This window comes from Agrobacterium sp. DSM 25558 (assembly GCF_900100825.1).
Classification (GTDB): domain Bacteria; phylum Pseudomonadota; class Alphaproteobacteria; order Rhizobiales; family Rhizobiaceae; genus Agrobacterium.
In genome coordinates this window covers 91551-114269 of sequence record NZ_FMUD01000016.1, presented here as the reverse complement: position 1 = coordinate 114269, position 22719 = coordinate 91551, and the positions used below count along the sequence as shown (strand labels likewise).

Here is a 22719-nt window from a genome sequence, read left to right as displayed (position 1 = left end):
GCATGGCCAATATATCCATTCGCAATGTCAGCAAATCTTATGGCGCGCTCAATGTACTCAGGCCCTTTTCGCTTGAGATCGAGAACGGCGAGTTCGTGGTTCTGGTCGGGCCTTCCGGCTGCGGCAAGTCGACGATGTTGAAAATCCTTGCCGGTCTCGAACCGGCAAGCGACGGGCAGATATTCATCGGCGACAATGAGGTCACGGATCTGGCACCGGGTGACCGCGACATCGCCATGGTCTTCCAGAACTATGCGCTTTATCCGCACCTGACCGTTCGCCAGAATATCGGCTTCGGCCTAAAGATGCGCGGCACCGACAAGGCCGAGCTCGACCGCCGGGTCAACGATGCGGCGCGCATCCTAGAAGTGACACCCTATCTCGACCGCAAGCCCAAGGATCTGTCGGGCGGCCAGCGGCAGCGCGTCGCGCTGGGCCGCGCCATCGTGCGCCAGCCGCAGGCCTTCCTGATGGATGAGCCGCTTTCCAACCTCGACGCCAAGCTGCGTGTCCATATGCGCGCCGAAATCGGCGCCCTGCACAAACGTATCGGTGTCACCACCGTTTATGTAACGCATGACCAGGTGGAAGCCATGACCATGGCGGACCGGGTGGTTATCATGCAGGGTGGCGTCATCCAGCAAATCGCTGCACCGGACGAGCTCTTCAATAATCCGGCCAATCTTTTCGTTGCTGGTTTCATCGGCTCGCCGGGCATGAATTTCCTCAATGCGGAACTGCGCAACGGTGCGCTGACACTGTTTGGCCAAACGGTAACGATGCCTAAAGCCCGAGCCCATGAAGGAAATTTCGTTGTCGGCCTGCGACCGGAGCATCTGACGCTGGGCGATGCGCCCGTGATGTTCAACGTCCGTCCGACGCTGGTGGAAAGTCTGGGATCGGAGAAATACGTCTATTTCGATGATGGCGGCGCAAGGGTGGCCGATGGCGAAGAGGGCAAGTCCAAGGGGCTGATCGCCCGCGTCTCCCATACCGGCAGCCTTGCTGGCGATGAGGCGCTGCGGCTCGGTTTCGATCCAGCTCAGCTCTATCTCTTTGATGCAAAGACCGGAGCACGGCTATGATCCTGGTCACCGGATCGGCAGGCCGTGTCGGCCGCGCCGTGGTTGCCGCGTTGCGCGCTGGTGGCCGCACCGTTCGTGGCCTCGATCTGAAGCCGTCAGGAACCGGTGGCGAGGAAACTGTCGGGTCGCTGGAGGATGCCCAGGCCATTTCCAAAGCCATGGTCGGCGTGAGTGCGGTCCTGCATCTGGGAGCCTTCATGTCCTGGGTACCCGCTGATCGCGACCGCATGTTCGCTGCCAATGTCGAGGGCACGCGTCGGCTTTTGGACGCGGCCTCGGCGGCTGGAGTTCGCCGGTTCGTCTTTGCATCTTCTGGTGAAGTGTATCCTGAAAACCGCCCGGAGTTCCTACCGGTCACCGAAGACCATCCGCTTCGTCCTAATTCGTCCTATGGTCTGACGAAGCTGCTGGGCGAAGAGCTGTTAGGATTCTATCAACGGACTAGCTCCATGGAAACGGTGATCCTGAGGTTCTCACATACGCAGGATGCGGCGGAACTTCTGGATGAAGACAGTTTCTTTTCCGGTCCTCGCTTTTTCCTACGGCCGCGCATTCGCCAGCAGCAGAATTTCGGAAACACGGCTATCGCCGAACTGCTTCAGTCCAAAGATATTGACGAGCCCTCGCACATTTTGGCGCGCAATGAAAACGGCCGACCGTTCCGTATGCACATCACCGATACGCGCGACATGGTGGCAGGCATTCTGCTCGCTCTCGATCACCCCGAGGCGGCTGGAGGTACTTTCAATCTAGGTGCCGACGAACCAGTCGATTTCGCCGCACTTCTGCCGAAGATTGCAGCGCTAACCGGCCTTCCCATCGTCACGGTCGATTTTCCCGGCGATGGCGTTTATTACCATACGTCCAACGAGCGGATCAGAAACAAATTGGGATTTGAAGCAGAATGGACGATGGACCGGATGCTGAACGACGCGGCGGCCGTAAGGCGGGGGCGGTGCGCGAAGGAGCAGAGGCGATGAAGCCTGAGACGCCTGGCGGCACGGCGGCGCTGGCCAAGGGGCTAACCCTGCTCGACATGGTTGCCGATGCGCCCGAACCGCCACGTTTTGCTGAGTTATTGCGCGCTTCCGGACTGCCGAAGCCGACCTTTGCACGCATCCTGCGCACCCTTATCGCCTACGGCCTTGTCCGGCAGGATGCGGCCCGTGGCACTTATGTTCTTGGCCAGCGTTTTCTGGAAATGTCCCACAAGGTCTGGGAGAGCTTTGATCTCCTCTCGGCGGCGACCCCGGAGCTCGAGCGGCTGGCGGCCGAACTGGGCGAGACAGTTGCGCTGTGCCGGCTTGACGGCACGATGACGCAGTATCTGGCCGAGCGTTCGCCGAATGGTCTTTCCGTGCGCGTCGAGGTAGGGCGCCGCGTCCCCCTGCATTGCACGGCACCCGGCAAGGCGCTGCTCGCCTTTCAGGACCCCGCCGTCGGCCGGGCCCTGCTGGATCGCCTGCCGCTCGACCCGCAGACAGCCAAAACCATCACGACGCTCGATGCGCTCCAGGCCGACCTTACATTGACGCGAGCGCGTGGTTATTCGATTTCTTATGAGGAGCATCTGCCGGGCGTGAATTCGGTTGCGGCCCCTGTAATAGGCCGTGACAATACGCCGATGGGCGTGCTGGTCGCGCTTGGACCCTCATCACGGCTTGATACCTCCATCATTCATCCTGCCGGACGTGAACTGATTGCCGCCGCGCGTCGCATCACTGGTGCCGCCGGGGCCGTCGCTATCAGCTCCAGACCAAGGCCGCGATCGGCAACGGGCCGACCAAGCGCCGATTTGACTTGTATCCTTCCATGGGGTGCACAGCTCGGCGAGAGCCCTGTGTGGCATGACGGCGAGAACGCTCTCTACTGGGTGGACATCCTTCACCCCGCCGTTCATCGCTTTGATCCGGCGACAGGGCGTAACGAGACCTGCGAGACCGGCAAGTTGGTCAGTGCGGTCATTCCGGTTCGCGGTGGACGTCTGCTCGTCGCGTCTCAGGATGGGATCGAATGGCTTGATTTTTCGTCCGGACGCCTCACCCCCTTCGTGAGCCCGGAGGCAGGCATAGCCGATAATCGCCTTAACGATGCCAAATGCGGGCCTGACGGGGCGATATGGGTCGGATCGATGAGGATTGATGCATCCAAGCCCACAGGCGCGCTTTATCGCATCAACGCCAATGGCGCTTTCGAGCGCAAGGAGGGTGGCATCATCGTCTCCAATGGACTCGGCTGGAGCCCCGATGGGAAAACGTTCTACTTCGTTGACACGGTTCCTGGTCTCATCCACGCCTATGATTGCGACACCGTCAATGGAACGCTGTCGAACCGGCGCGAGTTCGCACGCATCCCCGTCGCCGACGGTCGGCCTGATGGCCTAGCCGTGGATGTAGAGGGAGGGGTCTGGTGTGCAATCTGGGACGGCTGGTGCGTGCGCCGTTATCTTCCGGACGGCAAGCTAGACCAGGTCATCGACATGCCGGTGCCGCGCCCTTCCAGCATTGCCTTTGGCGGGCCGGATCTGTCGACGCTGTTCATCACCAGCGCCCGGACGCGCCTGCCGGCGTCCACGCTTGCCGAGGCGCCGCTCTCGGGCGGCCTGTTTTCCTGCCGTCCCGGAACCGCCGGGGCGCGCATTTCGGTGTTTGAAGGATAAGCGCATGCGTCTCGAAAGTGTGTTTGGACTGACGGGCCGGACTGCGCTCGTCACAGGTTCCAGCCGCGGCATAGGTGCCGCAATCGCGCAGGGGCTAGCGGGCGCAGGGGCCCGTGTTATCCTGCATGGCGTGAAGCCTGGAGCCGCTGCAGCCGTTCAGCGCCAGATCGTCGCAAGCGGTGGCAAAGCGCAAGAACTGGCGGGCGATCTTTCCGAGCCGGGTGCCGGCCGCGCTCTTATCGAGCGAGCCGAGACAATTGCCCCGGTCGATATTCTTGTCATCAATGCCAGCGCACAGATCAACGCTGTGCTGTCAGAACTGACGCCGGACGACCTGGCGTTTCAGCTGGCGGTCAATCTGGGCTCGACCGTGGATATGCTGCAAGCGGCTCTCCCGCGCATGGCGGCCCGCAAGTGGGGCAGGGTGGTTTCTATCGGCTCGGTCAATCAGTTGCGACCGAAGGGCATCGTCACCGCCTATGCCGCGACCAAGGCTGCGCAGCATAATCTGATTCAGAGTCAGGCGCGGGATTATGCGCGCGAGAATGTCTTGCTCAACACGCTTGCTCCCGGCCTCGTAGATACCGACCGCAACGCCCACCGCCGTGAAGACGATCCCGAGGGCTGGGAAAATTACGTCCGTACGCTAAACTGGATGGGCCGTGCCGGGCAGCCGGAAGAAATGGTGGGTGCCGCCATCTTCCTTTCATCTCAGGCGTGCAGTTTCATGACAGGAGAGAACATTCTCTTGACCGGTGGATATTGAAGGGTTGCTGCGAACGCTTAGCAAGCACGAGGTTTTATTGGAATTGGGGTGCTGACGCTCCAGCCTTGATTGCCTGAATAGGAAATGCCGCAGCTCTTATCATGATCTCGGCGCGACATTGTAATTCATCGGACCAATAGCTTGAGCTGCTTTACGCGGTTCAGCGCGAATGGCAAAGTGGGGGTGCGGACGATAACTTGGACCACCAGTGAGTCAAATCCTGCCAAACAATCAGTGATCTAACCTTGCAGATGTTGTTTTGTCGTCGTCGCCGGTTCGGCTCCCATCAAGGCGAGGTAAGATAATCGATTTGCAAAGGTGTCGATCCTGGTTTGTAAACTGCGTTCACCGGCGGACCCGGCGCATGAGCTCTTTAGAGACGCTCCGCGTAGATGGTGATGCGGGCAAGAATCTCTTTCAGGCTGGGCCGGCCATGATAATAGAGCGCCGAGGTCCGCTCATATGCGCGCTCGTAAAGCCCGAACGTCCCGGGGTCGGAAAGGCTGAAAGCGGGATTGCTGCTTATGTTCTGATCGTCAGCCTTCGGGAAACGTCGGTCCTTGTGCGCGAGATAGGCTTCCGTACCGATGAAGTCTTGCACTTCCGGCTGGTCCAGTAGGCAGAAGACGTCGTAATAATGCCGGAGGAAATTGGCGGGGAACTGGCCGGTTTCCTGCTGCTTGCGATATTTGGTGGAGATGGTCTGGAGCTTCTCGACCAGCGTGTAGCCGGGCTCGTAGCAGGGAACGGCCAGTGCGCCATTATCGATCAGCTCGACGCGCGATGCAGCGTAATCATAGGCCCAGGAGCTGATATCCTTGCCGATATTGTGAGCCACCGTGTCGAAGCCGGCTTCGAGCAACACGCCGCTCTTGAGATCTGATTTCGTGCTGGTCGTCTCGGGGTAGTAGAGGCGGATGCCGCCGCTACGATACGTCTCATTGTCGAATTCGGTATCGCGCTCGATCTTTTGGATACCGTCGATCGTGATCTTCTCAGCCAGCCAGCCATAGAAGGCCTTGCGGCTATTACGGTGCGCGGCCTTGTCGTGGTTGGGGCCTGTTTTCACATCCATTGCCTTCGGGGGTTCTACACGGATATCGATATCCTCCGAGAAGCGGTTGATGATGCGATATCCTTTCGAGAGCGAGGTACCGCCCTTGAGTTCGAACGCCATCTCAAGCTGCTGCAGGCCGTACAGGCAGTGCATGATCCAGTAGTCTTTCTCGACCAGCACCGGCTGCACCTTCATCTGCTCAGCGACGATGCGCAGTAAGGATGCAAAATCCTTGTGTCTATGTAGGAAATCAGCTGGCATGCGCATCTGCAGCGATGGCGTTGAAGAATTTTCGCGTGCGGACCACGCCGTATTCGTTGGCGGCACGGCTGAGGGCTGTGCGATTGCCTTGTAGGGCACGCTCTCTCACGCGGGCCAGCACCTGATCGCGGTCCTCGGCCAACTGGTCAAGATTGTTGACCAGGTCGACCAGTAGGAATTCTTTGGTCAGGGTTTTGGGGAAGGCTGGCTTTCTGCGGAACTCGAACTCTCGACCGCCCAGCATGAAGTTGCCGTGGCGCTTATGGTTATAGACAACGGTCTTGTTATACAGCTGCGTCGCTCCGACACCCAGGCTGTTATAGGCATTGGGCGAGGTGACGAGGTAACGGTCATCCTTCAGAAAAGCCTCGACGAGCGCGTCATCCTCGGGGGGGGCTTTGCCGAACGCGGTCAGCTTCGGCCGGTGATAGACGCCTGTCGATAGCTTGGTCAGGTATCCTTCTGCCAGCAGCTGCTGAAGATGCCGATCGACAGACGACGACCACTGGGCGAGATCCTCCCGACGGTAGACCTTGCCGGATCGCAGATGCTTTTTCAATTCCTGCAACTTCGTCATGGGTTAGCTCCTGCACTCACTATAGCGACATATGGTCATGAATGCAATTTTTTTCAAATTTCATGCAAAATTTGGCGGCGGCCTAGCATCTGGATTACTGAAATCATTGAGCTACGTGGGGGACTTTCCGAAAATCTCCACTATTTGAATATCGAAAATCCCGGAACTGACTTGCTCTCCTAAAGATTGCGAGTGACCGCCGACCGTTTGCTTGCCGCGTAATTCGATGTGCCAAGTCTTGCGGGCTTCGAGCTCTCGCGGCTTTCCGCGACTGGAGCGTCAGACGCGTTGCAAAGCAGGCCCTTCCCAGAGCATCTCTGTCGCGCTTCAAAGCGCCCTTTCCTCCAAGCTGCGGTTGGTCGATGCCGAACTTGGCTGCGTGGTTCATTTTTCTCTTGACAGAAGATGTCCAAAAATTGCTAATGCGCATTAGCAGATAATACGTATTAGCAGATTTTCGGCTCATGGAAGCAACAACGTGGCGGCAACCAAGCGACTGACCCAGATCGACATCGCCAAGCTCGCAGGCGTCAGCCAGGCCACAGTTTCGCTTGTCCTGAATGGTGCGCCAACAGCTGTGGCACGTATTCCGGCGGAAACCCGCGAGCGGGTCCAGAAGGTCATCCAGACCACCGGTTATGTCGCAGACCCTATTGCCCGGCGGATGGCCAAGGGCCTGAACCGCATCCTGGGCGTCTTTACGTACGAGCCGGCCTTTCCGAGCGCCCAGGCGGATTTCTTCACGCCCTTCCTGCTCGGCATCGAGGAAGAAGCGCAGCAACAGAACTACGACCTTTTGCTTTTAACCAGCGCCGGCGTTGGCAACAACCGCAAGATCTTTTCGGAAAACAACCGACTGCGCATTGCCGATGGCTGCCTGGTTCTTGGGCGCGAATTTGATCGTGCGGAACTCGCCCGTCTGGTGGCCGATGATTATCCATTCGTGGCGATCGGCCGACGTGAGGACGCTGGCGGAGCCGTTCCTTACGTCGGTGGCGATTATGCCGCTGGCACCCGCGCGCTGGTGGAGAAGGCTTGTTTGCTCGGGCATTCGAGACTGGCCTATGTCGGGCCGCAGGGCCCGGCGGAATCCGTTGCCGACCGCTGGCTTGGATACCAGGCGGCGCTTTCGGCCACCGGTGCGCAACTGGCGTTACATATCGCCACTGTCAATCGCCCGGCCGAAGAGATCCTCAATGCGATCTTAGCCTCGGGCGCAACGGCAGCCTTCTTCATCGAACTGGCCGACGCTGTCCGGGTGGAGATCTTGGCGCGCGATCGTGGAGTCTCGGTGCCCGGCGATCTGTCGATGATCGTGCTCGGCAGTCACATCCGCGCCGGACGCAGCGCGGTGCGCTTCACCTCCTACGAGATCCCGCGGGAGGAGATGGGGCGGCAGGCGACAGCCATGCTGGTTGCCCGTATCGAGACCGGCAGCATCGGCACCCAGATCCTTCTTCCCTGCGAGCCCGTCGAGGGAGAGACACTAGGATCCTGTCCTTCAGATCCAGCACAAAAAACGGATGGTGAGACGTGAAAGAGATGCGAGCAGATATTCTTGTCGTGGGTGGCGGTCTTGGTGGGGTTGCGGCAGCACTCGGTGCTGCGCGGTCCGGCAAACGCGTCATCATGACGGAGGAGTATGACTGGATCGGCGGTCAGCTCACCAGCCAGGCCGTGCCCTCCGACGAACACACATGGGTCGAGCAGTTCGGCATCACCCGATCCTATCGCAAGCTGCGCCATGGCGTGCGCCAGTATTACCGCGATCACTATCCGCTAACCGAAGGTGCCCATGCCTGGGGCGACCTCAATCCCGGTGCCGGCTGGGTCAGCCGCATCTGTGCCGAGCCACGCGTCAGCCTTGCTGTCATGGAAAGCATGCTCGCACCCTATCGCGGCGCTGACCGCCTGACGGTGCTGCAACCCTATCGGCCTGTGGCAGCCGATTTTGACGGCGATACCGTCCGTTCGATCACCGTCCGCCACCGCGATAGCGGCAACGAGATCGTGATATTTGCCGATTACATCCTCGATGCTACCGAACTTGGCGATCTCCTGCCGATGACCGGCACCGAATACGCCAAGGGCTTCGAGGCCCAGTCTGATACCGGCGAGCCGAGTGCCCCGGCAGAAGCGCAGCCGGACAATGTCCAGGCCGTGTCGATCTGCTTTGCCATCGACCACGTAGATGGCGACCAGACGATCGACAAGCCGGAGAACTACGACTATTGGAAACAGTACCAGCCGCATTTCTGGGGTGGCCCGATGCTGGGCCTGACCGCGCCGCATCCGCGCACCCTGGAGCACACGACCCGCTCCTTCACACCCAATCCCGATGACGATCCGCTTCTCGTCGATGCCGACCAGCGCAAGGGTGGCGGTGACGAGAACCTCTGGATCTTCCGGCGCATCGCCGCGCGCAAGAATTTCGCGCCGGGCTTCTACCCGTCCGACATCTGCCTCGTGAACTGGCCGATGATCGACTACATGGATGGCACCATCATCGACGTTTCCGAAGAGGACAAGGCACGGCACCTAAAGTCGGCCGCCGATCTGTCCTATTCGGTCTTCTACTGGCTGCAGACGGAAGCGCCGCGGCTCGATGGCGGAGTGGGTTATCGCGGCCTGCGTCTGCGTGGCGACATCACTGGCACCGAGCACGGCCTTGCCATGGCGCCCTATGTGCGTGAAAGCCGTCGCATCAAGCCCGTCACCCGCATCGTCGAGCAGGATCTGTCCTTCACGGTGCGCGGTGAAAAGGGTGCTGTCCATTACCGCGACAGCATCGGCATCGGCATGTACCGAATCGATTTGCACCCCTCGACCGGTGGTGACAACTATGTCGACGTGCCGTCCTGCCCGTTCGAGATCCCACTCGGCGCACTTCTGCCGCAACGGATGAAAAACCTGATCCCGGCCGGCAAGAACATCGGCACCACCCATATCACCAACGGTTGCTACCGCCTGCATCCGGTCGAGTGGAATATCGGCGAGGTTGCCGGAATGCTGGCCGCCTTCAGTCTCGAAAAGGGCCTGACGCCGCATCAAGTGCAGGCTGACGACAAGCACCTTCACGATTTCCAAGTAGCACTCACCCGCGAGGGCATCGAGATCCGCTGGCCCGAGGTCGCGGCCTATTAAGCCAAACTACCATCTGTAGCTCGAACCCATCTTTGGAGGAGGACTGGGAATGCCCTATCACCTGACGTTGAAATCGACTGTCTTCGCGCTCGGTGTTCTGGGGCTGGGCGGCATTGCCCAGGCTCAGGACGCCGTGAACCTTCGGATGACCATCTGGAGTGCCAACGAGGCACATCTGAAACTGTTCAATGACATCGCCGCCGGCTTCAAGAAAGAGCATCCGAACGTCACAGTGGCCTACGAGTCACTGCCGTTCGATACCTACACGACAGCGCTGACCACCCAGATTGCCGGTGGCAACGCCCCCGACATGGCCTGGATTTTCGAGACCTCGGCCTACGACTTCGTCAAGTCGGGAGCGCTCTATCCGCTAACGGACACGCTGAAGGCGGCCAAAGACTATAATCTCGAGGAAGTCAGCGCCGGTGCGACCGAACGCTGGACGCAGGATGGCGCGCTCTATGCCTATCCGTTCTCGACTTCGCCATTTGCGATGTTCGTCAACAACGACGTCATCAAGGCCGCCGGTGCCAAGACGCCGGCAGAGATGATCGCCAGCGGCCAGTGGACCTGGGAGAACGCCATCGCGACCGCTTCAGCCGTTGGAAAATCCGGGAAGGGCGGCCTGGTCGTGCGCGATTTCAACTACCAGAATTGGCAGTATCTAACCTCGGTCTGGAACGGCTGGGGCGCGTCGCCCTGGAGCGAGGATGGCAAGACTTGCAGCATGGCCGAGAAGCCGATGGCGGATGCTCTGTCATTTATCCACGATGCCATCTTCACCAAAAAGGCAATGCCCGGCCCCGGCGAAACCGTCGACTTCTTTGCTGGCAATGCGGCGTTGACAATCACGCAGATCAGCCGGGCCTCGCTGCTGCCCAAGGACAAGCCGTTCTCCTGGGATCTCGTGCCGTTACCCAAGGGTTCTGCCGGGGAGTATGCGCTGATCGGTCAGGCCGGCATCGGCGTCATGCAATCGGGCAAGAATGCCAAGAAGGCGGCGGAGTTCGTCGCCTACATGACCAACCCGGAAAACTCGGCGAAGCTCAGCCAGTTCTTCCCGTCGGCACGCAAGTCGCTGCTGAATGCCGAGGTGCTGAAGAAGACCAATCCGCTGCTGAGCCAAGAGCAGATCGAAAAGGTCGTGATCAACGGCATCGCCACCGGCAAGGTCATGCCCGGTCATAGCGGCTTTGCCCAGATCCAGCAGATGGTGCGCTCGAACCTCGACGCCGTCTGGCGCCCGGAAGCGGACGTGCCCGGCACGTTGCAGAAGATCTGCGGCCAGATCGGCCCGCTCTTGAAGCGCTGAGGAGATCGCCATGGCTGTCGCGCAGCATCATCACGAAACATCCAAGACCGGCGCACCGCCGCCGTTTTGGACGATCGCGCGGCGCGACAGCCTCGCCGGCTTCCTGTTCATCGCGCCGCAACTGATCGGCATCATCACCTTCGTGCTGGTGCCACTCGGCCTGGTGTTCTGGTATTCGCTGCATGAGTGGAATGTGCTGGCCAACACATTCACCTTCACCGGCAGCCAGAACTACCGGATGGTGCTTGAAGATACCAACCTTCTCGAGGTGCTCGGCGCTACGGCCATCTTCTCGGTTGGTCTCGTCGTATTCAACATGTCGCTGGCGCTGCTGCTCGCCGTTCTGCTCAACCAGAAGCTCGCCGGCATCGCCGTCTTCCGCACGCTGTTCTTCTCGCCGGTCGTGGTCTCGCTGGTCGCTTGGACGATCGTCTGGGGCTTTCTGCTGCAGAAGAACGGTGGCATCAACGGCATGCTGCTGATGATTGGGGTCGAGGGCCCGAACTGGCTGCGCGAGGACGTGAGCGCGATGATCTCGGTCATCGTCGTGCAGGTGTTCAAGAATGTGGGACTCAACATGATCCTGTTCCTCGCCGCACTGCAGGGCGTGCCGAAGGAGCTTTACGAGGCGGCCCGCATCGATGGCGCACCGGCCTTCAAACAGTTCCGCCGGATCACCCTGCCGCTGATCAGCCCGACTATCCTCTTGACCTCGATCATCACTATCGTTGGTTCGCTGCAGGTGTTTGCGCAGATCGCGGTACTCACCCAGGGCGGCCCCGGTGTTTCGACCACGGTACTTGTCTACTACCTTTACCAGCAGGCCTTCCAGTTTCACTATTTCGGCTACGGCTCGACGCTCTCCATCCTGCTTTTCGTCATCGTCGCCGTCCTGACCTTTGCCCAGTGGCAGATGCGCAAGAGGATCGTGTTCTATGAAAACTGACCTTTCGCCGCGCCTGCGGGTGGCGCTCTACGGCCTGATGTGCGTGCTGCTTATTCCGTTCGTCTTTCCGACCTGGTGGATGGTCACCTCGTCGATCAAGCCGATAAGCGACATCTTTGCCTTCCCGCCGCAGTTGATCCCGCAGACCTACGACTGGACGACATACTCGAAAGTCTTTGAGCTGCAGCCTTTCGTACAGCAGTACTGGAATTCGGCCTATATCGCCGCTATCGTCACAATCGGTACGATGGTCGTGTCGTCGATGGCCGGCTACGCCTTCGCGCGGATCAGATTTCCCTACGCAGATACGATCTTCATGATCGTCCTGCTCGGCCTCCTGATCCCTTCGGAGGTGACAATCGTGCCACTCTTCCAGATTTTCCTGAAGGCCGGCATGGTCAACACCCATTGGCCGCTGATCCTGGTGCCGATCTTCGGCGCACCAAGCGTGTTCGCGACCTTCGTGATGCGGCAGTTCTTCGTGACGCTGCCGGCCGAACTGGAGGAGGCCGCCCGCGTCGATGGCCTCGGCCGCTTCAAGATCTTCCGCAAGATCGCGCTGCCGCTGGCAAAGCCGGCGCTCGCCTCGGTCGCGATCTTCACCTTCCTTCACTCGTGGAACCTGTTTCTCGAACCGATTGTGTTCCTGTCGAGTGCCGACAAGTTCACCCTGCCGCAGGCACTGACGCAATACACCGATGCCTATGGGGGGCCGATGTGGAACATCCAGCTCGCCGCCGCCACGCTGACGGCGCTGCCCGTCCTCATCGTCTTCATTATCGCCCAGAAGCAGTTCGTCGAAGGACTGGCGCACACCGGCCTGAAGGGCTGAACAACGGGATCCCATTATGGCTCAGGTCAACCTTTCCGATATCCGCAAGAGCTATGGCTCCGTCAACGTCATCCATGGTGTCGATCTCGGCATCAAGGACGGAGAGTTCGTTGTGCTGGTCGGTCCGTCCGGCTGCGGCAAGTCCACCCTGCTGCGGATGATCGCCGGGCTTGAAACCATTACCGGCGGCACGCTCGATATCGGCGGTCGCATCGTCAACGATCTCGATCCGAAGGATCGCGATATCGCCATGGTGTTCCAGAGCTATGCGCTCTATCCGCACATGACGGTCGCCACCAACATGGGCTTCTCGCTCGAGCACCGCGGCGGGAGCAAGGCCGAGATCGAGGAGCGGGTGAACTGGGCGGCCGGCATTCTCGGCCTCGAAGCCCTGCTCGACCGCTACCCGCGTCAGCTGTCCGGCGGCCAGCGCCAGCGCGTGGCAATGGGCCGGGCTATCGTCCGCAATCCGCAGGTATTCCTGTTCGACGAACCGCTGTCGAACCTCGACGCAAAACTGCGCGTCGTCATGCGCGGCGAGATCAAGTCGCTGCACCAGAAGCTGAAGACCACCACCGTCTATGTCACCCACGACCAGGTCGAGGCGATGACCATGGCCGACCGCATCGTCGTCCTCAACGGCGGACGGGTGGAGCAGATCGGTGCGCCACTCGATCTCTACGATCGCCCCGCCAACCGCTTCGTCGCCGGTTTCATCGGCTCGCCTTCGATGAATTTCTTTGAAGGAACGATCACCCCGGATGGCTTTTCCACGGCGGGCTTGACCGTGCCATTGCCGATTAAAGCGCAACGCCATGTCGGCCGCCCGGCGATCTTCGGCATCCGGCCCGAACATCTCAGGCTGGATCCGGCAGGCGTCCCGGCCGAGGTATTGCTGGTCGAGCCGATGGGTGCCGAAACGCAGGTCACGATGCGGCTTGGCGACACCAAGGTCATCGGCGTGTTTCGCGAGCGCGTGGCCCTGTCGCCAGGTGCTATGATCAAGGTAATGCCCGACGCTGCGGCGATCCATCTGTTCGACGCGGATGGCCGTCAGCGCCTCGAATAGCCCAGCGCCCATCATGATATCCGGACGAAGCACGACAGTCTGAGTTCCGTGCGCGAACAAGCATGAATCACGGGCAGAAGTCGCACTTCAAGGCAGGACCGGGCCTTTTGACCTTGCCCCGCAGAACTAATCCATTTGAAGTAAGCTCCGGCTCATTGAGAGGACGAGAGAATTAAGCGCAACCGTTTCACGGTCCAACAGATTATCGGCATAATGACGGAACGCGAGGCAGGCACGTGCGTCTCTGAGTATGCCGATCCGCTGCAATTTTCCGGTTCTCCTGAAGGTGTCCACGGTTTTATTCCGGTCAAGGTGACAGACCAGCTGGCAACGGAGGTATTCTATCCACCAAAAACCTCAATTATGCGAATAGAGCTTTCCCGAACAATGAGTTCAGGTTCGATCGTCGCATCTGCTGCTTCTGAGGGTCTATTGAGAAGATTGAGAATAAGTGTACCGGCTTTTTCGCCGATCGCCCTGGAGCCGACGTCGATTGTGGTCAGGCTTGGTACGCAGATGCCGCTAATCTCGTAATTGCCGAAGCCGCCAATAGCCATCTTTTCCGGCACCGCGATACCCTGTCGCTGACATTCAGTGAGAGCGCCGAAAGCGGAAAGGTCAGAGACGCAAATCACTGCCTCAGTGTCAGGATAGCTGTCAAGCAAGCGGGACATCGCCTCTGCACCTTCGCGCATAGAGATCGGAGGCGGACCAGCGGCGACCAGCCGCGAGGCATCGAGTCCATGCGCTGTAATTGCCTGCAGAAAGCCGAGACGGCGATCGCTGCCACGGGTGTCGCCACCTGCATCGCCACCGATGAAGGCAATGCGACGATAACCGGTGGCAACGAAATGGTCGACCATAATATGCACCGCTGCGGCATTGGAAAAGCCAACATAATAACCGACCGGGTGTTCCGGCACGTCCCAGGTCTCGATTACCGGAATATGGGCGTTTTCGAGAAGCTTTCGAGCCCGTGCTGTGTGGCGGCCACCGGTAACGACGATCGCTTGCGGCTTGCGACGCAGCAGTTGCTCGATCAACCGCTCCTCGGTGTGCATATCGTAGTTGGTGTAGCCGAGTAGTGTCTGCATATTGGCGCGCTCGATTACTTCCGAAAGCCCGGAGACAGTATCGGCGAAATTGGCGTTGTTGATCGACGGAATTAAGACGGCAACAAAATCAGTTTTTTGGGAGCGCAGGCTCGAGGCGGTGGCGTCGAAGACGTAGCCGAGTTCTTCGGCCGCCGCCAGAATTGCATTGCGGGTTTCCTGACTGACTAGGCTATCCGCTTTGAACGCGCGAGAAACCGTCATCGACGATACGCCAGCCAGGCGGGCGATATCTGCCATGATCGGCGGCTTGCGGCGTGAGCTCATAGGACTGAATGCTGTCTGTGGGTTACTGACATGGTACTACATCGCTTTTCGGGCCGCATTGCAAGCGATGGCCTCAATGCTTCAGGGCTTTGATCGAGGTCTTTACCATCAACACAACCGATGCAAGCGGCTGATTGATCGTTACAGTCACCGAGAATTCGTCTGCGGTCGGCGTTTCGAGTGCTGCAAACTGACTGTCGAGTAGCGATGCCGGCATGAAATGGCCTGATCTGGCCTCCATGCGCTGTGCGATAACTTCTTTTGCGCCGGACAGATAAACAAACAGAACTTCTCCGTTGGCATTCTTGCGAATGCGGTCGCGATAGACACGCTTAAGTGCCGAGCACCCAACGATTGTCAAACTCTCACGCTTGGCCAGCGTGTAGCCAACCCGATCCAGCCAAGTCCACCGATCGCTGTCCACGAGCGGCATACCGGCCTGCATCTTGGCGATGCTGTCCGGTGAGTGCATGTCGTCGCCGTCGATATAGTGGCCGCCAAGGGCTACGGCGAGCGCTTCACCTACCGAAGACTTGCCGCAGCCCGACACGCCCATGATTACGATACGGGTCAGCTTCCCCATCTCAAAGCGATGCTGTTATGCCGCCATCGACATAAAGCGTATGGCCGTTGACGAAGGAAGAAGCATCCGAGGACAGGAAAATGCAGGCACCGACAAGTTCCTCGACGCGACCCCAGCGACCGGCAGGCGTGCGCTTCTCCAGCCAAGCGGAGAAGGTTTCGTCGCTTACCAAGACAGCGTTGAGCGGCGTGTCGAAGTAACCTGGTGCGATGGCATTGCACTGCAGACCGTGTTTCGCCCAGTCGGTCGCCATGCCCTTGGTCAAGTTACCAACAGCACCCTTGGTGGCCGTGTAGGGGGCAATGCCGGGGCGAGCGAGGGCGGTCTGGACGCTGGCGATATTGATGATCTTGCCCTTGCCACGTGCGATCATGTGGCGGGCGACGGCCTGGCCAACGTTAAAGACGCTGGAAACATTGGTACGCAACAGACGCTCGAAGGCGTCGGACGGAAAGTCTTCCAACGCTGAGCGGTACTGCATGCCTGCGTTGTTGACGAGAATATCGATGGCACCGGTTTCGGTCTCGAAGCGATCAACGGCTTCGCGTGCTGCCTGGTGATCTGTGGCATCGAATGGCAGTTTAGCAACCGGTGTATCAAATCCTTCTGTGGCGGCCTTGAGTTTGGTTTCGTCGCGTCCGTTGAGCACGATTGAGGCACCGGCTTCTGCCAAACCTTTGGCCAGCGCAAACCCTATTCCTTGCGACGATCCGGTAATTAGGGCGCGTTTCCCTCTCAGGTCGAAAAGATGCAGCGACACGTTTTTCTCCGATTTTTATCTCGACAAACTTTAGTGTCAATGCTTATGTTATCGATAACATATCCTGTCAAGACTTTTGAATGAAAGCGACTACCACAATGACAAAGCCGCAGATCCTCCAAGTCGGCCCTTATCCGCAGTGGGACGAAGAGCCCCTCAATGCCGCCTTCGAAGTTCACCGATACTTCGACGCAGCCGACAAGCCTTCCTTCCTTGCTGAGGTTGGTCCCGCCATTCGAGGCATTGCCACGCGTGGCGAGCTCGGTGCTAATCGGGCGATGATCGAGGCCTGTCCAAACCTCGAAGTCATCTCAGTCTATGGGGTAGGATACGATGCAGTCGATCTGGCCGCCTGCCGGGAAAAGGGCATCCGCGTCACCAACACGCCTGATGTACTGACCAATGATGTAGCTGATCTCGGTATCGCAATGATGCTCTGCCAGTCGCGCGGCATGATCGGTGCCGAAGTCTGGGTTAAGGACGGCAGTTGGAGTGCCAAGGGTCTTTATCCTCTCAAGCGTCGTGTTTGGGGTCGTCGTGCTGGCGTTCTCGGCCTGGGACGCATCGGCTTCGAAGTCGCCAAACGCCTGAAGGGTTTCGACATGCAGATTTCTTATAGTGATGTCGGACCGAAATCTTTTGCCGAAGGCATGACGTTCGTCGCCGACCCAGTCGAGCTTGCGAAAAACGTCGATTTCCTGTTCGTGACGCTGGCGGCCTCGGCCGAGACTCGCCATATCGTCGGCAAGGACGTTATTGCCGCGCTCGGTGCCGAAGGCATGCTGATCAATATTTCCCGCGCCTCAAACATCGACGAAGAAAGTCTTCTCGAGGCATTGGAAAACGGCACGCTAGGCTCTGCTGCGCTCGACGTCTTCGAGGGCGAACCAAAGCTCAACCCCCGTTTCCTGGCGCTCGGCAACGTATTGCTGCAGCCGCATCATGCGTCGGGCACGTTAGAAACCCGTCAGGCGATGGGAAAGCTGGTTCGCGACAATCTCGAAGCTTATTTTTCGGGCGCAACGCTCCCGACCCCGGTTCTGTGAGGTAAACGATCATGAAAGCTATTGTTGCACATGCGGCCAAAGATCTGCGAATCGAAAACGTTCAGGATAAAAAAGCTGGCCCCGGCGAAGTCAGACTGCGACTCGCTACGGGTGGCGTTTGCGGCAGCGACCTGCATTATTACAATCACGGTGGGTTTGGTACAGTTCGTCTGAGGCAACCGATGATCCTTGGGCATGAGGTTTCGGCCTATGTGGAGGAATTGGGGGAAGGCGTTGAAGGTTTGTCAGTCGGCGAACTCGTCGCTGTGTCGCCGTCGCGTCCCTGCCGGGCTTGCACATATTGCCAAAAGGGTCTTCACAACCAGTGCCTCAACATGCGTTTTTACGGCAGCGCCATGCCGTTTCCACATATCCAGGGTGCCTTTCGGCAGAGCCTTGTTGCTGATGCCATTCAATGCGTGTCTGCAGGTGACCTGACGCCAGGTGAAGCAGCGATGGCCGAACCACTGGCCGTCGTACTGCATGCCACCAATCGTGCGGGTGAACTTCTCGGTAAGCGCGTGCTTGTCACTGGATGCGGCCCGATCGGCGTCCTGGCGATCCTCGCTGCCCGTCGTGCCGGTGCCTCCGAGATCATAGCGACAGACCTTTCTGATTTTACGCTGAGTATGGCCAAGAAAGCCGGTGCAGACCGTATCATCAATACTAAGAACGAGCCGGATGCGCTGACTGCTTATTCCGCCGACAAGGGAACGTTCGACATTCTTTACGAATGCTCTGGCGCTGTTGCTGCACTGACAGGCGGCATCGCGGTGCTTCGCCCGCGCGGCATAATCGTTCAACTCGGCCTTAGTGGTGACATGAGCTTGCCGATGATGGCAATAACCGCCAAGGAACTCGACCTGCGCGGTTCGTTTCGGTTCCACGAGGAGTTTTCGACGGGCGTTCAACTAATGCGCAAAGGGCTGATCGACGTCAAGCCGTTGATCACGCACACCGTCCCGCTGGAGGAGGCGCTTTCAGCGTTTGAGATTGCTTCCGATCGCAGTCAGGCAATGAAAGCGCAGATTTCGTTTTCGTGATACACCTCGATCACTGACCTGTCGCCCTTGCCTGCGGCAGGCAGGTCCAGTGGCCCTGCAGCTCAAGACGCCGAACTACGGCCAGCAGGATGTTGCGGACTTCGTTTACGGCGCGGGTCGTAGGATGGTTGACCGGCATATCGAGGACCAATCTTCGCGTTAGACTGGGATGCGACACCGCTACGGCCGAAAGATCACCGCTCTCGTGGTCGACATGAGCGGCGGCGCGACCAAAAATAGTCAGGCCGTGGCCTGCGCGGATCGCTGCCTTGGTGCTGGCGACGCCCTCGATTTCCCGCACTATATTCAATTCGCGCCCCAAAAGCAGCGCCTGCCGTTCGAGTAGAATTCGGATGCCGTGCCGCCGCGTCGGCAGGATAAGCGGCAAGCCCAATGCCTCCTCGGCAGTCAGCACCTCATCAGTCGAAAATCGCCCCCGCGGTCCCAGTGCATAAAGTGTCTCGTCGAACAGTGGTATCGCAGTCGACTTGGCAACGCCTTCGAGTGTGACGGCAAGATCATGCACACGCGTCTCCACTGCGGTACGCAGCGCCTGACTGTCGCCTTCGCTGACCGTCAGGCGGATCTTAGGGAAGCGATGCGAACACTCTTCGATCACCGGTACGGTTAGGGTGGGGCAGATCGAACTGAGAATGCCGAGTGAGACGTCGCCGGTCGGATATTTCGCTTGTTCTTTTGTCGCGGCTTCAGCCTGCTCCACGGCGCGCAGTATGGCCTGGGCATGCGACAGCAGTATTTGGCCTGCCTCCGTCACCACGGCACCCCTCGGGGTTCGGTTAAGCAGGAGAACGCCCAACTGTTCTTCCAGCGTCCGCATGTGTGAACTCAATGCGGGCTGGGCCACGCCGAGCTCGGTGGAGGCGCGCGTGAACGAGCCTAGCTCGGCGATCTTGGCGAAATACCGCATTTTCAACAGATCGATTGCCATCGTATGTCCCGAGTTTGATATAATGGATCTATATAGGAGTTATCCTCAATATCTATTTGTTTGAATAGTGGCTCCCCCCTACAAATATGTCTTGCAGCAGGAGGATGCTGCCGAGGAGGACCATAATGACATTGAAGCACATCCTGGCTGCCGCCGTTTTTGTCGGCACCGCTTGCCTATCGACGATCGCTTCCGCAGAACAGCTCGATGATATCAAGGCTGCAGGCACGTTGAACTGCGGCGTCCTGACAAACTCACCCCCGCTGGGTTTCCAAGACCCCAAAACCCGTGAGCCCGCCGGCTACGAGATCGAAATCTGCCAGATGCTGGCAAAATATCTCGGCGTCACGCCAAAACTGATTGCAGTATCACCGCAGACCCGCATGGCCGAACTGACGCAGGGGCGTGTCGATATTCTGGCCTCGCTTTTGAGCTACAGCAAGCAGCGTGCCGAGCAGGTCGATTTCAGCGGTGCCTATGTTGCCGAAGACTTCAATTTCGTCGTTCTCGACAAATCCGATATCAAAAAGGTTGACGATCTGGCCGGCCAGCGTATCGGCCTTGTCAAGGGCTCTGTTCTAATTCCCATCACCGAAAAGCGCGTTCCAGATGCGCGAGTACTCTCGTTTGAAACCAGTGCCGCATCGTTCCTGGCTCTGCAGCAAGGCAAGGTGAAAGCCACGGTCTATCGTTATTCCGAAGGCAAGGCCGTCGAGCGCAACGCGGGCGCTGACATCAAGGCCCTTCGTTTTCTCGATGAGCCGTTGCTGTCGATGCCGTCCGGCTTTGCCTTCCGCAAAGGCTCGCCAGAACTGGTAAAGGCAACCAATACTTTTCTGGCTGGGCTTGAAACTTCCGGCGAGGGCCAGAAGCTTTTTGACAAATGGCTCGGCAAGGATTCCGACCTGAAGGCGGAACGCAAGTTTGCGTTCGGCAAACCGCAAGAGAGCTGGTTTCCCGAATAAGCATCGAGAATGACCCGGCGGGCCGATGCCCCCCGGCCGGATCAAACCTCAAAGACGACGGAAATTGAGAAATGAGCGCAGCCTTCCATGAGCTTGGAAGAACTTCGCCAAGCGCTGGAGTGAGACCGCATCGACATGGGTTATCAATTCGATTTCAGCAAAGTTCTACAGGGGGAGTATCTCGATCTCATCCTGCAAGGTCTGCAGACCACGATGGTTCTGTTTGCGATTTCCTGGGTGATCGGTCTGGTCCTGGCTGTGTTCCTCACCGTCGTCAGGGCAATCGATTTCAGGCCGACCCAAATCCTCGTCGCCGCCTTCGTTGAATATCACCGCAACGTACCGATCCTGATCCAGTTGTTCGTCTGGTATTTCGGCTTCGCTGTCGTGCTGCCAGATGCTGTCAACGATTATCTGAACGACATAGGGGCCGAGATCGGCTACGCCATAGTCGCGCTGGCGCTGAACAAGGCCGCCTACATGTCGGAGGATTTCCGCAGCGGCCTCCGCTCGATCCATCCCGCTCAGATGGAAGCCGCACGTTCCATCGGTCTAACCTATCTCGGTGCCATGCGCTGGGTGATCCTGCCTCAAGCCTGGCGGCTGGCTCTGCCCGCATTGCTTGGCCAGACGCTAATCCTTTTCAAGGGCACCAGCCTTGCCGCCGGTATCGGTGTTGCCGAACTAAGCTATCAGGCACGCTATGTCGAGGAGCAGTCCTTCCGGATATTCGAAGCCTATGGTCTCGTAACGGCGATCTACATGCTGATTTCCTTCGCGATCATGTGGGGCTCGTCGAGCTTGTCTAGGCGCTACCGATTGAGGGTGAAGTGATGCTCCAGATTCTGCAAGAATACGGTGTTTTGCTGCTCATCGGCGAATATCCGCACGGCAAGCTCGGCGGTTTGGCGATGACGCTAATTATCTCCTTTGTCAGTCTGATCGTAACGTTCCCCTGCGCCATTCTCATTGCACTTGCCCGCGCCGGCAATTCGAAACCATTAAAGAATATTGCAAGCGGCTTCGTGCATTGCGTGCGGGCTATTCCGCTGTTGATGCTGATCTTCTGGGCCTATTTTGCGCTACCTGTCGCCATCGGCTTCCCCGTCGACGCGACCTATACACTGATTATTGCGATCGTCGTCTACCAGACTGCCTATCTCGGAGAAATCATCGCTGCTGGTATAGAAGGCCTGCCGAGGGGCCAGATGGAAGCCGCCAAGTCACTCGGTCTCGGCTATATCCCGACGACTTTCAAGATCGTTCTGCCGCAAGCTTTATTCAACGTCGTTCCGGGCATCGTCAACCAGTTAACAACGATCATCAAGGAATCATCGCTCGGCTCGATCATCGCCGTGCCGGAACTGTCTTACGCCATGCTGCAGGTGAGCTCGAACGAGGTCACCAAGCCGCTGCAAATATTCGGCATTCTCGCAGGCACTTACTTCGTGCTGTGCTTTGCGCTCAGCCAGGCCACCGGTGTGCTCGAAAGACGCATCGCCAACCGCCGCACCGGACGGGTCATCGTGGAGGCAGTGGCATGATCGAGTTCCAGAATGTTTCCAAATGGTACGGTGCCGTTCAGGTCATTCACGATATCAGTGCCACGGTCGAGAAGGGGACGACCATCGTGCTCTGCGGCCCGTCTGGCTCGGGCAAATCGACGCTGGTCAGAACGGTCAACCGGCTGGAGCCTATCCAGAAGGGCAAAATCACGCTGGCAGGCAGGAGCATTCATGAGAAATCCGTCGATGTGAACGAGCTGCGGACGGGCATCGGCTTCGTCTTCCAGCAGTTCAACCTGTTCCCGCATTTATCGGTTGTCGAAAATGTCATGCTACCACTTTGTCGTTTGCGCGGCCAATCCCGCAAGCAGGCCCTTCCGGCAGCCATGCTTATGCTTGAGCGGGTAGGCCTTGCAGACAAGGCACAATCGCTACCGGCCGATATTTCCGGCGGCCAGTCGCAGCGGGTGGCAATCGCCCGCTCGCTGATCCTGAAGCCAGAAGTCCTGATCCTGGACGAGCCCACCAGTGCGCTCGATCCGGAAATGGTCAGCGAAGTACTGAAGCTTCTGAAAGAGCTTTCCGGTGGCGGCATCACCATGATGTGCGTCACCCACGAAATGGGCTTCGCACGCGAAGTCGCAGACCGCATCTGGTTCCTCAAGAAGGGTGAACTCACCTTCGACGCGGTGCCGGACACGTTTTTTTCAAAGGAAACGCATCCCGACGTTCGGGGATTCATGTCTGCCATTCACAGAAATCACTAACATCTAAGGAGACC

Annotated in this window: 22 protein-coding genes; 16 read left to right on the top strand and 6 right to left on the bottom strand. The window is 58.7% G+C overall.

Annotated elements, in window-relative coordinates; translation table 11 throughout:
* The first annotated feature begins 2 nt into the window (after positions 1–2).
* Genes DSM25558_RS15145 through DSM25558_RS15130 form a run of 4 tightly spaced genes read left to right on the top strand, consistent with a single transcriptional unit; the run spans position 3 to position 4510 of the window.
* A complete protein-coding gene (locus DSM25558_RS15145) occupies positions 3–1085 on the top strand; it encodes an ABC transporter ATP-binding protein (RefSeq protein ID WP_062451858.1) in 1083 nt (360 codons plus the stop codon).
* Positions 1082–2065, top strand: a complete 984-nt coding sequence (locus DSM25558_RS15140) for an NAD-dependent epimerase/dehydratase family protein (RefSeq protein ID WP_077105562.1) — start codon at positions 1082–1084, stop codon at positions 2063–2065. The genes DSM25558_RS15145 and DSM25558_RS15140 overlap by 4 nt, the downstream gene beginning before the upstream one ends.
* Positions 2062–3744: an SMP-30/gluconolactonase/LRE family protein gene (locus tag DSM25558_RS15135; RefSeq protein WP_077105561.1), complete on the top strand. Its 1683-nt coding sequence runs from the start codon at positions 2062–2064 to the stop codon at positions 3742–3744. The genes DSM25558_RS15140 and DSM25558_RS15135 overlap by 4 nt, the downstream gene beginning before the upstream one ends.
* 4 nt (positions 3745–3748) lie before the next feature.
* Entirely contained in the window at positions 3749–4510 is a 762-nt protein-coding gene (locus DSM25558_RS15130) for an SDR family NAD(P)-dependent oxidoreductase (RefSeq protein ID WP_077105560.1), read from the top strand.
* Between the two features lie 373 nt (positions 4511–4883).
* Here DSM25558_RS15130 and DSM25558_RS15125 read toward each other — a convergent pair whose 3' ends face one another.
* The gene (locus tag DSM25558_RS15125) at positions 4884–5828 is read right to left on the bottom strand and encodes a nucleotidyl transferase AbiEii/AbiGii toxin family protein (RefSeq protein WP_077105581.1); all 945 of its coding nucleotides are present in this window, start codon (positions 5826–5828) and stop codon (positions 4884–4886) included.
* Entirely contained in the window at positions 5818–6405 is a 588-nt protein-coding gene (locus DSM25558_RS15120) for a DUF6088 family protein (protein ID WP_077105559.1), read from the bottom strand. The genes DSM25558_RS15125 and DSM25558_RS15120 overlap by 11 nt, the downstream gene beginning before the upstream one ends.
* Positions 6406–6883: 478 nt before the next feature.
* On the opposite strand from DSM25558_RS15120, the gene DSM25558_RS15115 reads away from it, so the two are divergent.
* The 6 genes from DSM25558_RS15115 to DSM25558_RS15090 are packed head-to-tail and all read left to right on the top strand — an operon-like array spanning position 6884 to position 13708.
* Positions 6884–7942, top strand: a complete 1059-nt coding sequence (locus DSM25558_RS15115; protein WP_077105558.1) for a LacI family DNA-binding transcriptional regulator — start codon at positions 6884–6886, stop codon at positions 7940–7942.
* A 5-nt stretch (positions 7943–7947) separates the two neighbouring features.
* Positions 7948–9549: an FAD-dependent oxidoreductase gene (locus DSM25558_RS15110; RefSeq protein ID WP_077105557.1), complete on the top strand. Its 1602-nt coding sequence runs from the start codon at positions 7948–7950 to the stop codon at positions 9547–9549.
* Between the two features lie 49 nt (positions 9550–9598).
* Positions 9599–10861 (top strand): ABC transporter substrate-binding protein, encoded by a 1263-nt coding sequence (locus tag DSM25558_RS15105; RefSeq protein WP_077105556.1) that lies wholly within the window; start codon positions 9599–9601, stop codon positions 10859–10861.
* Positions 10862–10871: 10 nt separating this feature from the next.
* On the top strand, positions 10872–11807 hold the full coding sequence (locus DSM25558_RS15100; RefSeq protein WP_077105555.1) for a carbohydrate ABC transporter permease: 936 nt from the start codon (positions 10872–10874) through the stop codon (positions 11805–11807).
* On the top strand, positions 11797–12639 hold the full coding sequence (locus DSM25558_RS15095) for a carbohydrate ABC transporter permease (RefSeq protein ID WP_077105554.1): 843 nt from the start codon (positions 11797–11799) through the stop codon (positions 12637–12639). The genes DSM25558_RS15100 and DSM25558_RS15095 overlap by 11 nt, the downstream gene beginning before the upstream one ends.
* A gap of 16 nt (positions 12640–12655) precedes the next feature.
* Positions 12656–13708: an ABC transporter ATP-binding protein gene (locus DSM25558_RS15090; RefSeq protein WP_077105553.1), complete on the top strand. Its 1053-nt coding sequence runs from the start codon at positions 12656–12658 to the stop codon at positions 13706–13708.
* Between the two features lie 341 nt (positions 13709–14049).
* On the opposite strand, the gene DSM25558_RS15085 is transcribed toward DSM25558_RS15090, so the two are convergent.
* From DSM25558_RS15085 to DSM25558_RS15075, 3 genes are all read right to left on the bottom strand, one after another.
* Positions 14050–15087 (bottom strand): LacI family DNA-binding transcriptional regulator, encoded by a 1038-nt coding sequence (locus tag DSM25558_RS15085; RefSeq protein WP_077105552.1) that lies wholly within the window; start codon positions 15085–15087, stop codon positions 14050–14052.
* Between the two features lie 73 nt (positions 15088–15160).
* A complete protein-coding gene (locus DSM25558_RS15080; RefSeq protein ID WP_143240114.1) occupies positions 15161–15670 on the bottom strand; it encodes a gluconokinase in 510 nt (169 codons plus the stop codon).
* A gap of 1 nt (position 15671) precedes the next feature.
* Complete coding sequence (locus tag DSM25558_RS15075) at positions 15672–16430, bottom strand: SDR family oxidoreductase (RefSeq protein ID WP_077105551.1); 759 nt, start codon at positions 16428–16430, stop codon at positions 15672–15674.
* Between the two features lie 98 nt (positions 16431–16528).
* On the opposite strand from DSM25558_RS15075, the gene DSM25558_RS15070 reads away from it, so the two are divergent.
* Both DSM25558_RS15070 and DSM25558_RS15065 read left to right on the top strand, forming a co-directional pair.
* On the top strand, positions 16529–17476 hold the full coding sequence (locus DSM25558_RS15070) for a 2-hydroxyacid dehydrogenase (protein WP_077105550.1): 948 nt from the start codon (positions 16529–16531) through the stop codon (positions 17474–17476).
* Between the two features lie 11 nt (positions 17477–17487).
* On the top strand, positions 17488–18519 hold the full coding sequence (locus DSM25558_RS15065) for an L-idonate 5-dehydrogenase (protein ID WP_077105549.1): 1032 nt from the start codon (positions 17488–17490) through the stop codon (positions 18517–18519).
* A gap of 10 nt (positions 18520–18529) precedes the next feature.
* Here DSM25558_RS15065 and DSM25558_RS15060 read toward each other — a convergent pair whose 3' ends face one another.
* The gene (locus DSM25558_RS15060; RefSeq protein WP_077105548.1) at positions 18530–19468 is read right to left on the bottom strand and encodes a LysR family transcriptional regulator; all 939 of its coding nucleotides are present in this window, start codon (positions 19466–19468) and stop codon (positions 18530–18532) included.
* Between the two features lie 125 nt (positions 19469–19593).
* Here DSM25558_RS15060 and DSM25558_RS15055 point away from each other — a divergent pair, with 125 nt between their 5' ends.
* The 4 genes from DSM25558_RS15055 to DSM25558_RS15040 all read left to right on the top strand — a co-directional run bounded on the left by DSM25558_RS15055 (position 19594) and on the right by DSM25558_RS15040 (position 22705).
* Entirely contained in the window at positions 19594–20433 is an 840-nt protein-coding gene (locus tag DSM25558_RS15055) for a transporter substrate-binding domain-containing protein (protein WP_077105547.1), read from the top strand.
* A 135-nt stretch (positions 20434–20568) separates the two neighbouring features.
* Positions 20569–21267 (top strand): amino acid ABC transporter permease, encoded by a 699-nt coding sequence (locus tag DSM25558_RS15050; protein ID WP_077105546.1) that lies wholly within the window; start codon positions 20569–20571, stop codon positions 21265–21267.
* A complete protein-coding gene (locus DSM25558_RS15045) occupies positions 21267–21977 on the top strand; it encodes an amino acid ABC transporter permease (protein WP_077105545.1) in 711 nt (236 codons plus the stop codon). Before DSM25558_RS15050 ends, DSM25558_RS15045 begins: the two co-directional genes overlap by 1 nt.
* Complete coding sequence (locus DSM25558_RS15040; RefSeq protein ID WP_077105544.1) at positions 21974–22705, top strand: amino acid ABC transporter ATP-binding protein; 732 nt, start codon at positions 21974–21976, stop codon at positions 22703–22705. Before DSM25558_RS15045 ends, DSM25558_RS15040 begins: the two co-directional genes overlap by 4 nt.
* The last annotated feature ends 14 nt before the right edge of the window (positions 22706–22719 follow it).

Excerpts from the sequence above, each read along its gene's own strand:
- DSM25558_RS15145 (WP_062451858.1), top strand. The coding sequence starts at position 3 with ATGGCCAATATATCCATTCGCAATGTCAGCAAATCTTATGGCGCGCTC.
- DSM25558_RS15065 (WP_077105549.1), top strand. The coding sequence starts at position 17,488 with ATGAAAGCTATTGTTGCACATGCGGCCAAAGATCTGCGAATCGAAAAC.
- DSM25558_RS15050 (WP_077105546.1), top strand. The coding sequence starts at position 20,569 with ATGGGTTATCAATTCGATTTCAGCAAAGTTCTACAGGGGGAGTATCTC.
- DSM25558_RS15130 (WP_077105560.1), top strand. The coding sequence starts at position 3,749 with ATGCGTCTCGAAAGTGTGTTTGGACTGACGGGCCGGACTGCGCTCGTC.
- DSM25558_RS15095 (WP_077105554.1), top strand. The coding sequence starts at position 11,797 with ATGAAAACTGACCTTTCGCCGCGCCTGCGGGTGGCGCTCTACGGCCTG.
- DSM25558_RS15060 (WP_077105548.1), bottom strand. The coding sequence starts at position 19,468 with ATGGCAATCGATCTGTTGAAAATGCGGTATTTCGCCAAGATCGCCGAG.
- DSM25558_RS15105 (WP_077105556.1), top strand. The coding sequence starts at position 9,599 with ATGCCCTATCACCTGACGTTGAAATCGACTGTCTTCGCGCTCGGTGTT.
- DSM25558_RS15120 (WP_077105559.1), bottom strand. The coding sequence starts at position 6,405 with ATGACGAAGTTGCAGGAATTGAAAAAGCATCTGCGATCCGGCAAGGTC.
- DSM25558_RS15045 (WP_077105545.1), top strand. The coding sequence starts at position 21,267 with ATGCTCCAGATTCTGCAAGAATACGGTGTTTTGCTGCTCATCGGCGAA.
- DSM25558_RS15125 (WP_077105581.1), bottom strand. The coding sequence starts at position 5,828 with ATGCCAGCTGATTTCCTACATAGACACAAGGATTTTGCATCCTTACTG.
- DSM25558_RS15080 (WP_143240114.1), bottom strand. The coding sequence starts at position 15,670 with ATGGGGAAGCTGACCCGTATCGTAATCATGGGCGTGTCGGGCTGCGGC.
- DSM25558_RS15110 (WP_077105557.1), top strand. The coding sequence starts at position 7,948 with ATGCGAGCAGATATTCTTGTCGTGGGTGGCGGTCTTGGTGGGGTTGCG.
- DSM25558_RS15100 (WP_077105555.1), top strand. The coding sequence starts at position 10,872 with ATGGCTGTCGCGCAGCATCATCACGAAACATCCAAGACCGGCGCACCG.
- DSM25558_RS15070 (WP_077105550.1), top strand. The coding sequence starts at position 16,529 with ATGACAAAGCCGCAGATCCTCCAAGTCGGCCCTTATCCGCAGTGGGAC.
- DSM25558_RS15055 (WP_077105547.1), top strand. The coding sequence starts at position 19,594 with ATGACATTGAAGCACATCCTGGCTGCCGCCGTTTTTGTCGGCACCGCT.
- DSM25558_RS15140 (WP_077105562.1), top strand. The coding sequence starts at position 1,082 with ATGATCCTGGTCACCGGATCGGCAGGCCGTGTCGGCCGCGCCGTGGTT.
- DSM25558_RS15090 (WP_077105553.1), top strand. The coding sequence starts at position 12,656 with ATGGCTCAGGTCAACCTTTCCGATATCCGCAAGAGCTATGGCTCCGTC.
- DSM25558_RS15040 (WP_077105544.1), top strand. The coding sequence starts at position 21,974 with ATGATCGAGTTCCAGAATGTTTCCAAATGGTACGGTGCCGTTCAGGTC.
- DSM25558_RS15135 (WP_077105561.1), top strand. The coding sequence starts at position 2,062 with ATGAAGCCTGAGACGCCTGGCGGCACGGCGGCGCTGGCCAAGGGGCTA.
- DSM25558_RS15085 (WP_077105552.1), bottom strand. The coding sequence starts at position 15,087 with ATGAGCTCACGCCGCAAGCCGCCGATCATGGCAGATATCGCCCGCCTG.